We start from the raw sequence: 10,161 nt of genomic DNA, 5'->3' as shown, positions 1-10,161 counted from the left end.
CTCAACGACCGCCCCCGCATGACCCTGGGCTGGGCCACCCCAGGTGAGAAGATGACCCAACTCCTCGGTGTTGCAACCACCGGTTGAGCCCACCGGTGCTGGTGTACCTGTCCAAGCATTCGGGATCCTGATCGCTTACGCGGTCCGGCTGGCACGTCTCTTGGTGATGAAGCTGACGCCAGCGAGCACCATGGGGTTAGCCCCCGGGCCCGGCTGATCGAAGCCGCCGCCGACACCGCCCACCGCCGCTTCGGCGCCGCCGCCGTCATGCCCGCCACCCTCGCCACCCGCCGCACCCCGTAGACAGGAACCTGAGACAGGCACTGCTCGGCACTCTGATCTCGCGCAACCCGCTGGCGGCCGACTCGTTGGTGCGACGAGGGGCGGATGGAGGCGAATGATGGCGGCGGGACGCGGCGCCGAACTGCTGCGCCCTCCCACGAGTTCGGGTCGCGCCACGTTCCTGGAACTCTTCTTCGATCTGGCCTTCGTTGTGGCCCTCACCCGGGTCTCGCAACGATTCATCGACCTGACCGATGACACTGGCTGGGCGCTCGTCGCAGGGTTCGGTCGTACCTTGCTGCTCTTCCTGGCGCTCTGGCTGATCTGGTCGCACACGACCTGGATTACCAGTCGCTACGAACCAGAGCGGTCGATCATCCAGGCCGTCGTGGTCGGCACCATGTTCGCCGGCCTGGTCATGGCGGTAACGCTGCCACGCGCCATGGAGGAGCGAGCGCTGCCGTTCGCGGCCGCATACCTGATGGTGATGCTGGTGCGGCCGCTGGTGGTCGCTGCCGCGCTGCGGCGCCATCCACGACGGCTGGTGCCATTCCGGCTGGCCGCGTGGGCTGCCGCGAGCGCGCCGCTCTGGCTGGCCGGCGCGTTGGGCCCGGACCGACTTCGTCTGCCGCTGTGGGCCGCCGCCCTCGCTGTCGACTACCTCGCCTGGGCCCTGGGCTGGCCATTGCCATGGGTCGGGGCGTCAGCGGTGCGCAACTGGCGGATCGCGGGGACACATCTCGCCGACCGCCACCAGCAGATATTTCTCATTGCACTGGGCGAGTCGATTCTGGTCATCGGCACGGTTTTCAGCGGCACGGACTACTCCGCGGAACGGGCAGTCGCTTTCGGGGTCGCGTTCACCACCAGCGCGCTGCTCTGGCGGATCTACTTCCATCGCGCCGGTCTGCTGCTGACCGAGGCGTTGGGTCGGGCGCGTATGCCCGGCCGGCTCGGCACGGCATCGGAGCGGACGCATCTGCTGATCGTGCTCAGCGTGCTCGTAACCTCGGTCGGCTACGAACTGGTGATCGACCATCCGTACGGGCCGCCGCGGCCCAGGTGGCTACTGTTCGTGGTAGGCGGGCCGGTGCTCTTCCTCGTCGCCCGTATGCGGCTGGAGTACGAAGTCTTCGGCCGGGTCTCCCGATCCCGGGTGATCGGCTTGGCGGCCCTGCTGTTGCCCACGGCGGCGTTGGCCCGGTGGGCACCGATGGTCGGGCTGAGCGTGGTGGCCGTAGTGCTGGCTCTGGTCGTGCTGCTCGACGCGCTGCGGAGCCGGGGACGGCCGCTGGAGGTTTCCGCCTCACCGATCGGGCGGGAGGCGCCCGGCGGCCGCGACTCCGAGGCGTGACCGCGCACAGCGACCAGCCCGGCTCGGCTCGGCTCGGTTACTAGTGGCCGGAATCGGTCGACTCGCGCCCGGTGTTGACCCGGAGGAGTCCTTCGATCCCGCGGAGGAAGGTGTCGGACACCAGCGCCGGGTCGAACAGGCATCCGGCTGCCATGGCACCGTCGCGGAGCATGACGAAGTGGCGCGCGGCAGGATCCGCCGTTTCCTGGTGGACCTGCGCCATCAGCATGGTGAGCGTGTCCAGGAACCATTGCCGGTGGGCGATGATTTCCTGGCGCACCGGATGGTCGACATCGGAATACTCCGCTGCGGCGTTCAGGAAGGCGCACCCGCGAAACCCGGGGGACTGGATGTTTTGCGCGATGGAGTCGGCAATGGCGAGGAGGGGGGCGGCGGCCGCCGGGTTGTTGGCGATGGCCGCCTCGACCGTGCCGCGTTCCATCTGATGGACTTCACGCAGGTAGGTGAGAATGAGGTCTTCTTTGCTGGGGAAGTGCCGGTAGAAGGTGGCCCGGGTCACTTTCGCCTCGGCGATGATCCGGTCGACGCCCACGGAGTGGATGCCCTCCGCGTAGAAGATCCTGGTTGCCGTGGTGAGCAGCCGCAGTCGCGCCTCAGAAGGCCGGGTCTCGGGTTCGCCGCGCGTCATACCACCACTTTAGCGATAGAACGTTCGGTCTGAGCTGAGCGCGTGTCATCAGGGGCCGGCAGCCGGGGTCTTCGACAGCACGACCGAAACCGGTATGCAACAGATCACTCTGACGGATAGAACGTTCGGTCTTGCACGCGAGCGCCGTGGTTGTCATGCTGAGGTGACAGAACGTTCGGTCTCTCACGCCTCCACTGGAAGGGTCACCGTGACCAGCATCGCAGCTCCGCCCGGCATCTCCCAGACCGCTTCCGCGCTGCGGCGGCTGTACTTCACCCGCTTCGCGTTCGCCATCGTGTGGGCACTCGTGACGATCGCGACCGCCAAGGAGATCGGCCCGCTCACGGTGGCGCTCTTCGTGCTCTATCCGCTGTTTGACGTGGGCGCCGCCGGCTACGACCTTCGTTCGTCGCGGACCACCGGCTCGCCGGCCCTGCTGTACGTGAACATCGCGGTCAGCCTGATCGCCGCCGTCGGCGTGGGCGTCGCCTCCGCGTCCGGCATCCCCGCTGTTCTGCGGGTGTGGGGCGCCTGGGCGATTGTGGCCGGGCTGGTCCAGCTGATCGTGGGTGTCACCCGTCGCAAGATGGGCGGCCAGTGGCCCATGATCATCAGTGGCGGCATCTCTGTGCTGGCCGGCGGGTCCTTCATCGCCGGTGCTTCCGCGGACAACCCGTCGCTGACCAACGCGGCTGGCTACGCCATTCCCGGTGCCATCTTCTTCCTCATCGCCGCCTTCCGCCTCGGCCGCAGCGCCAAGGGCCACTGACATGACCACCATCGAGTACGACGTCGTCGTCATTGGTGCGGGCCCGGCTCGGCGGCATGGATCCTCACGGCGCCGGGCGCTCGACCACGGCTATCGGGGGTCACGCAACGCATAGGCGTCACGCGCCTTTGTTGGTGGACGGTGTTGTCTGGTCATCGGGGAAGGCCGAAGTGGTGGGTGAGCGAAGCGCGCAGCGTGTCGGCGTCCCCGGCCGACCAGGCGACGAAGCAGTCGGGACGAACGAGCAACGCGGCCGCGGTCGTGCCCTGCAGTGCTCCGGTGACCACGTCGACCCGGTCCCGCCACGGCGCGGCGACCGCGGCGTAGGCACCCGTGGAGTCCAGCAGCAGCGGTCGGGCAGCGCGGGTCAGCTCGGCGAGGCGTACCGGGCCGTGGTCGCCGTGCACGACCACGTCGGGGGCGCAGCGGCCGGCCAACGGGTCGGCGGGGTCGGCGGGGTAGCGGATGTCCGCGCCAGACATCAGCGCGGCGATGTGCCCGGTCACCTCCGGCTTGCCCAGCAGCTCGGCGAAGAGCTTACGCAGGCCGGTGATCTCCTCGCCGGGGCCGATGAGCGCCGACTGCGCCTGGGTGGACATGACGACCCGTTCGGCGACGGGGCGGCGCTCGGTCTCGTACGTGTCGAGCAGGCCCTGCGGTCCCCAGCCGCGTACCGTGGCGGCGAGCTTCCAACCCAGGTTGACGGCGTCCTGCAGGCCCAGGTTGAGGCCGGGGCCGCCGATCGCGGGGTGCACGTGCGCGGCGTCGCCGACCAGCAGCACCCGGCCGGCGCGGTAGCGGGCGGCGATACGGGTGTTGCCGCCGGCCAGCCGCCGCAGCAGGCCAGGGCCGTCCGGCACGCCGAGAAAGATGTCGGTGCCGAGCACCCGGGCGACGCTGGCGCGTAGCTCCGCCAGGGTCATCGGGGTCTCGTCACTCGTTGGCGCGTCCGGCCACTCCGTCGTGCTCAGGATCGCCGGGCGGCCGGGGAACGGGGCCCAGACGATCAGGCCGCGCGCGGTGCGGGTGTGCTGAAACGGCGGGACGACGCCGTAGCCGGGGGCGCGCAGGCCGCCCGTCTCAGGGTCGAGGGATGACGCAGGGACGGTCACGGTTGCGGTGCGGGAGATCGACCGGTCGAAGGTGACACCGGGGAACTCGATGCCGGCGAGGCGGCGCACCGCGCTGCGGCCCCCGTCGGCACCGACGAGGAAACGGGAGGTGAGCTGCGTACCGTCGGCGAGGTGGACCTCGACCGCGTCGGCGCGTTGGCGGAGGTCGACGACCTCGTGGCCGCGGCGCAGGTCGACCCCGAGCTCGGCGGCTCGGGCGGCGAGAGCGGCCTCGAGCTGGGCTTGCGGGACGCCGAGCACGTAGTGCGGGTTCTCCGCGAGCATCGTGAGGTCCAGCGGGAACGCGCCGAAGGTGAAGGCTGGTCGGGGGACCGGCGGGGTGCTCTCGCCGCTGAGCCGCGCGTAGAGGCCGCGCCGGTCGAGCAGGCGGACGACCTGGCCGACGAGGCCGTTGGCGCGGGGCTCGCCGGTGGGCGCGGCGTGGCGTTCGAGGACGACGGGCTGGACGCCGGCAAGGGCCAGCTCGCAGGCGAGCATGAGGCCGTTGGGGCCGGCTCCGACGATGAGGACATCGATCACTATCGTGATCCCTTCGGGGCGTGCGTCATCGCCACGGCAGGCGCGGCACGCGGTCGGCCCGCCGCGGGTGTGACGCGGCTGGAGAGGTTGGTGAGGCTGTGCCTTGAGTGAGGTCGGGGTTTCAGCGGGGCGGCGCCGGGAGGCCGGCGGCGACCTGGGTGAAGGCGTCGGTGATGAGGCGCTCGATCGGGGCGGGCGGGTCGGCGCTGTCGAGATAGTGCTGCATGGCGACGGCGACGGCGGCGCTGGCGGCGGCCGCGACGAGCCTCGGATACATGTCGGTGGCGAGGTCGGTGCCGGTGCGCTCGGCGACCGCGGCGGCAAGCTCGGCCTCGGCGACCGCGACGGCGCGCAGCCGTTCGCCCTGCAGCGCGGGCTCGGCGAGCATGGTGCGCACGCCGGCCACCCACTGGGCGTGTGTGGGAGAGGGCATCGCCTCGACCTCGGGGCCGCGCGTGAACTGCTCCAGCGCGGCCTGGGTGAGCGCCGCCCAGAGCGGTTCGTCGACGGGGCGTTCGCGCAGCGCGGCGGCGGTGCGCAGGCTGCGGTCGAGGTGGCGGGAGGCGATCGCCTCGGCCTTGCTGGAGAAGTAGTTGTTGAAGGTGCGCGGGGAGACGCCGGCCGCCTCGGCGATGTCCTCGACGCGGACGTTGTCGTAGCCGCGCTCTGCGGTGAGGTGGATCGCGGCCCAGCCGAGCGCCGCCCGCGTCTCGGCCTTCTTGCGCTCCCGCAGCCCCGTCATGCCACCACGCTAGCACTAATTGCGTGCCACGCAAAGATGCGTGCCCCGCAAAAATATCCCGGTCCGCGTCCCCGTCGGGCTGTTCGCCGGACGCGACGCGGTACGGCGCGTGCGTGGACGCCGGGGTGCCGAGGCCGAGGCCGAGCAAGATCGAGCCGCATGCCGGCGAGTGCGTCGCCCGCATTACGGTTGCTTAGGCGGATCTTGGTCGGGAGGATGCGGGACATGCTCGCCGACCTGTGGCCGCTGTACGGTCTCACCATCGTCACACCGCGCCTACAGCTGCGTCTGCCACGCGAGGAGGAACTCGCTGAGCTGGCTGATCTCGCGGGCCGGGGCGTGCATCGTCCCGACGAACGGCCGTTCCTGACTCCATGGACGGATGGCACCTACACGGACCGGGCCCAAGCCGTCCTGCAGGGACACTGGCACCAGCTCGCCTCCTGGGACGCCGCAGCGTGGCGGCTCGGGATGGGGGTCTTCCGGGCCGATCAACCGATCGGGGTGGTCACGCTTCGCGCACAGGACTTCACGGTGGTGCGGCAGGTGACGACCTCGGCGTGGCTCGGCTTGGAGCATCAGGGCAAGGGCTACGGCACGGAGGCCAGGGCAGGCCTACTGACCCTTGCCTTCGATCATCTCGGCGCCGCCGCCGCACTGACCGAGGTGTTCCAGGACAACCACTCCTCGCAAGGCGTGTCGCGCAAACTCGGCTACGAGCCTGACGGGATCTCCGTCGACGCCCGCGACGGCGAGGCCCTCGTCTCCGACCGCCTGCGTCTGACTCTGCAGCGGTGGCGCGAGCGCAAGCAGCCCGCCGTCACGGTCGAGGGCATGGACGCCTGCAGGGTCTTCTTCGGCCTCTGATCCAGCATCCGGAACCGCCGCGCGCCCTGTCCTCGACCCGCGACCGGACGACGATGGAAGGCGTGCCGGTCGCTCCCCGACGTCACCGGTTGTTCGGGCGACGTTCGCCCGCGATCATGATCTTTGTTTGCGATTCGCGCGCCTACTTGGCCGAGCATTCGCGAACAAGGAGCCACCATGTACGAGACACCGAGCCGGCGCAACTTCCTTGCCGGCGCCGGGTTGGTCGGCGCGGGACTTGTCGGCGCAGGAGCGGGCATCGGGGCGTTCACCCCGACGCCGGCCAGCGCGCAGAGCCGCCCGAACACGGAGGACCCGAGGTTCACTCTCGCCGTCATTCCCGACACCCAATACCTCTTCGACAGCGACCGCGGCGATCCCGCGCCGCTGGCCGCCACGCTGCGCTGGATCCAGGACCGGCAAGCCGACGAGAACATCGTGTTCACCACCCACCTGGGCGACATCGTGGAGAACGCGCAGGCCTCGGAACTGGCGGCAGCGGGCGAGGTGTTCCGCATCTTCGACCGGCGCCGCACGCCGTACAGCGTGCTCGCCGGGAACCACGACATCAATCCGAGCACCACGGACCAGCGCGGCCCGAGCCCGTACCTCGACGTCTTCGGGCCCAAGCGGTTCCGCCCGCTGGCCACGTACCGCGGCGCCACCCCGGACGGCTACAACACCTACCACGTGTTTCGCGCGGCCGGCCGCGAATGGCTGGTGCTCGCGCTGGACTGGCGGCCCTCCGACGCCACCCTCGCGTGGGTGAAGCAGGTGCTCAAGGCCCATCCGCGTACGCCCGTCGTCCTCACCACCCACGACCTCGTCTCCGCCGACGACAGCGGGGTCGCTGGCCTGTCCGACCACGGCCAGCGGCTCTGGGACGGGCTGATCAAGGACAGCGACCAGATCTTCCTCACCCTCAACGGCCACTACTGGCCGCCGGGACGAACCGTGCTGCGCAACGCCGCGGGCCGTGACGTGCACCTGCACATCACCAACTACCAGGACCGCTACTACGGCGGCGGGGCGATGCTCCGGCTCTACCACTTCGATCTGGCCCGCAACACCATCGACGTCGAGACCATCTCGCCGTGGATCCTCGGTCGGGAGCCGTCGAAGCGCAACGAGCTGGAGCAGCGCGAGGTCGAACTGACCGACCCGGCGAACCGGTTCAGCCTGCCGATCGACTTCACCGCACGCTTCGCCGGGTTCGCCCCGGTGCCGCCCCGCGCGCCGCGCGGCCCGGCCGCCATGCTGACCCGGGGCACGCTCGCGTACTGGCGGTTCGACCAGGGACGCGCCGACGGCAGCGCCGTGCCGGAGGGCATGCGCATCCAGGACCTCTCCGGCCGGGGCAACCACCTCGTCCGGGTCACCCTGCCCGGCGGCGCTCCGGACGCGCTGCGCTGGTCGGCCGAGCACGACGGCGATCAGCCCGCGCACGCCAGCCTCTTCTTCGACGGGGGCAAGCAGCCCGCCCGAGGCGCCTACCTGCGCACGGTGGACGGCGCGCCGATCAACGACGCGACGTTGACGAACGGCTACACCATCGAGGCATTCGTCAAACTGCCGGCCGACGTGCTCGCCACCAACCACGCCTGGATGAGCATCCTCAGCCGCTTCGGTGCCGGCGCCGACGCGGGAAAGACCGGCGACGACCCGGCCGAGCCGATCGCCACCCTCAGCATGTCCGACGGCATGGCGTTGCAGTGGGCGGTCTTCCCGCTCAACCGGAACGGCATGTCGACGAACTGGGGCCACGAGATGTCCGCCGGCCAGTGGTTCCACGTGGCGGTCGTCAACGACGGCCGGCTGACCACCCTGTACGTCGACGGCGCCGAACTCCTGCGCAACCCGTCGACACCGGCGACGGGCCTGGCCACCTCGCACGAGCCGTGGTTCGTGGGCGCGTACCACTACAACCGCATCGTGGAACAGGGCTTCTACGGCTGGCTCGGCGACATCCGCATCGTCGACCACGCCCTGCCGCCCCGCAAGTTCCTGCGAGCCTGACACCAGCGGGTTCGCGGCCCGGTCCCGGGGCCGCGAACCCGCACCCACTCGGGCCGCGCGTCGTCCCGTCGTGGGCTCGTCAGACGGGCCGGGTGCGGAGGCCGCGGGCCAGGACGGGGATCATCACCGCCGCAGGGACGAGGTGTAGCCCGACGAGGGCGATGACCGTGGCGGTGTCTGCCCCGGAGAGGAGGGGCGGAATCAACGAGATCGCCGTCAGCGACACTGCCGTCCACACGAATCGCTCGGCGGGGCGTGCGCTCCACCGGAGAAGAGCGACGGCAATGGCGATGCCCACCACCGAGAAGACGCCGGTCACCACGGCGAACCCGGACAACGGGATCGTCTCGCCGCCATCGGGGATCTCGAAGTCGACGCCAGCGGCCCGGGCAAGCGCGGCGGCGAGGGTGGTGACCGCCATCGCTGCGAGCGCGGCAATGAGGCCGATGCCGCCGAGCTCGCGGAGTCGGCGGGGGTGGCTGGCCTGGCCCGATCCCGGGCCCGCGACGACCCCGGTGTCATTCCTGCTGCTCATGTCGTTCCTCCACCATCTGGTAACTGGCGTTCGGTGTGTGGTGACTGCCATGTGGCGGTCCTGGCCCGAGGGGTGACGATGCGTATTGCACGGTCACCACCGCGGCGCGCGCATCCACACCGGGCTACTCCGCGCCCTCCGCCGGCAGACGCTCCGGCAGCCCGAGCCGCGGGAACTGGTCGTCGTGGAACGTGACGATCTCGGTGATCGCCCCGCCGGTGACGCGCAGGACGTCGATCGTCAGCGGCAGGTACGCGCCCTCCTGGTCCCGCCAGAGGTAGAAGGCGACGGCGGGCTGCCGGTTCACGGCGGTCGGAACACCGCGCAGGCGCCCCATGTCCGCGAAGCCATCCTCGACCCAGTCGTTGACCACCGCGTCGCGGCCGACCTGCAGACCCGGCGTGGGCGGCATCGAGCAGCGGACGTCGTCGCGCAGCATGGCGGCGAGCCCGTCGACGTCCTTGGCCACGCTCGCGTCGGTGAAGCGGCGCACCAGCTCGCGTGTCCCGGCGTCCTCCTCGCCGCCGGTCCAGTCCTGCCGCTCGGCGGGCAGGTGCTCCCGCATGCCGGCGCGGGCCCGCTGCAGTGCACTGTTCACCGAGTTGACCGAGTCCCCGAGGAGCTCCGCGACGTCCTTCGCCGGCCAGCCGAGCACGTCCCGCAGGATCAGCACGGCCCGCGGGCGCGGCGCGAGATGTTGGACTGCGACGAGGTACGCCAGCTCGATCGTCTCCCGCGCGACGGCGACGGTCTCCGGCTCGTCCGCGTCGCCCGCGGGCAGCTCGTCGAGCAGCCGGTCCGGGTAGGGCTGTAGCCACAGCACCTCGCCGCCGGTCGCAGGCTCCGGACGGCGTTTGGCGAGCAGGTCCAGGCTGGCGTTGGTGGCGATCCGGTACAACCAGGCGCGGAACGTCGACCGCCCCTCGAAGGTCTCCCGCCGCCGCCAGGCACGGAGAAACGTCTCCTGCACCGTGTCCTCGGCGTCCTCGAACGACCCGAGCATGCGGTAACAGTGCACGTGCAGCTCCCGTCGGTGCCGCTCCGCCAACCCCGAGAACGCCGGCTCGTCGACCTCGCTCAGCCCGCTCACGCCCAGCTCCTCCAGCCGCATATCCGCACTCATCACCGCATCCTTCCGTCTCGTTTTATCCCGTCCCAGGTGTGACGGGTACGGGCGCAAAAAGTCATCACCAGGGCGTGCATCAGAAAGCGGACGTTGACGGGTTGGCCGGTCGGGGTGGTCGCCGTCGGCGAGCCGTCGACTGCGGCGCTCCCGTGTTGCTCGACCAACCGTC

At 70.6% G+C, this 10,161-nt stretch carries 9 protein-coding genes; 4 read left to right on the top strand and 5 right to left on the bottom strand.

Features of this window, described 5'->3' with window-relative positions:
• Nucleotides 1-400: 400 nt before the first annotated feature.
• Nucleotides 401-1,636: a low temperature requirement protein A gene (locus V6V47_RS02220; protein ID WP_334626222.1), complete on the top strand. Its 1,236-nt coding sequence runs from the start codon at nt 401-403 to the stop codon at nt 1,634-1,636.
• A 40-nt stretch (nt 1,637-1,676) separates the two neighbouring features.
• On the opposite strand, the gene V6V47_RS02215 is transcribed toward V6V47_RS02220, so the two are convergent.
• The gene (locus V6V47_RS02215; protein ID WP_334626221.1) at nt 1,677-2,285 is read right to left on the bottom strand and encodes a TetR/AcrR family transcriptional regulator; all 609 of its coding nucleotides are present in this window, start codon (nt 2,283-2,285) and stop codon (nt 1,677-1,679) included.
• Between the two features lie 208 nt (nt 2,286-2,493).
• Between V6V47_RS02215 and V6V47_RS02210 the strand changes: the two genes are divergently transcribed.
• Nucleotides 2,494-3,054: a hypothetical protein gene (locus tag V6V47_RS02210; RefSeq protein ID WP_334626220.1), complete on the top strand. Its 561-nt coding sequence runs from the start codon at nt 2,494-2,496 to the stop codon at nt 3,052-3,054.
• Between the two features lie 152 nt (nt 3,055-3,206).
• On the opposite strand, the gene V6V47_RS02205 is transcribed toward V6V47_RS02210, so the two are convergent.
• Complete coding sequence (locus V6V47_RS02205; protein ID WP_334626219.1) at nt 3,207-4,706, bottom strand: FAD-dependent monooxygenase; 1,500 nt, start codon at nt 4,704-4,706, stop codon at nt 3,207-3,209.
• A gap of 121 nt (nt 4,707-4,827) precedes the next feature.
• On the bottom strand, nt 4,828-5,448 hold the full coding sequence (locus tag V6V47_RS02200) for an acyl-CoA-like ligand-binding transcription factor (protein WP_334626218.1): 621 nt from the start codon (nt 5,446-5,448) through the stop codon (nt 4,828-4,830).
• Nucleotides 5,449-5,673: 225 nt separating this feature from the next.
• On the opposite strand from V6V47_RS02200, the gene V6V47_RS02195 reads away from it, so the two are divergent.
• Together V6V47_RS02195 and V6V47_RS02190 are read left to right on the top strand one after the other, a co-directional pair.
• Complete coding sequence (locus tag V6V47_RS02195) at nt 5,674-6,315, top strand: GNAT family N-acetyltransferase (RefSeq protein ID WP_334626217.1); 642 nt, start codon at nt 5,674-5,676, stop codon at nt 6,313-6,315.
• 177 nt (nt 6,316-6,492) lie between these two features.
• The gene (locus V6V47_RS02190; protein ID WP_334626216.1) at nt 6,493-8,331 is read left to right on the top strand and encodes a LamG-like jellyroll fold domain-containing protein; all 1,839 of its coding nucleotides are present in this window, start codon (nt 6,493-6,495) and stop codon (nt 8,329-8,331) included.
• Between the two features lie 79 nt (nt 8,332-8,410).
• Here the strand turns inward: V6V47_RS02190 and V6V47_RS02185 are convergent, their stop codons facing one another.
• The gene (locus V6V47_RS02185; protein WP_334626215.1) at nt 8,411-8,866 is read right to left on the bottom strand and encodes a DUF6069 family protein; all 456 of its coding nucleotides are present in this window, start codon (nt 8,864-8,866) and stop codon (nt 8,411-8,413) included.
• Between the two features lie 124 nt (nt 8,867-8,990).
• Nucleotides 8,991-9,992, bottom strand: a complete 1,002-nt coding sequence (locus tag V6V47_RS02180; protein ID WP_442934173.1) for an RNA polymerase subunit sigma-70 — start codon at nt 9,990-9,992, stop codon at nt 8,991-8,993.
• Between the last annotated feature and the right edge of the window lie 169 nt (nt 9,993-10,161).

The sequence above is a fragment of the Micromonospora sp. CPCC 205539 genome (assembly GCF_036906815.1).
Lineage (GTDB): Bacteria > Actinomycetota > Actinomycetes > Mycobacteriales > Micromonosporaceae > Micromonospora.
Note: the sequence above shows the minus strand (reverse complement) of the source record. Positions and strands in the feature narration are given on the sequence as shown.

Excerpts from the sequence above, each read along its gene's own strand:
- V6V47_RS02220 (WP_334626222.1), top strand. The coding sequence starts at position 401 with ATGGCGGCGGGACGCGGCGCCGAACTGCTGCGCCCTCCCACGAGTTCG.
- V6V47_RS02215 (WP_334626221.1), bottom strand. The coding sequence starts at position 2,285 with ATGACGCGCGGCGAACCCGAGACCCGGCCTTCTGAGGCGCGACTGCGG.
- V6V47_RS02200 (WP_334626218.1), bottom strand. The coding sequence starts at position 5,448 with ATGACGGGGCTGCGGGAGCGCAAGAAGGCCGAGACGCGGGCGGCGCTC.
- V6V47_RS02195 (WP_334626217.1), top strand. The coding sequence starts at position 5,674 with ATGCTCGCCGACCTGTGGCCGCTGTACGGTCTCACCATCGTCACACCG.
- V6V47_RS02190 (WP_334626216.1), top strand. The coding sequence starts at position 6,493 with ATGTACGAGACACCGAGCCGGCGCAACTTCCTTGCCGGCGCCGGGTTG.
- V6V47_RS02185 (WP_334626215.1), bottom strand. The coding sequence starts at position 8,866 with ATGAGCAGCAGGAATGACACCGGGGTCGTCGCGGGCCCGGGATCGGGC.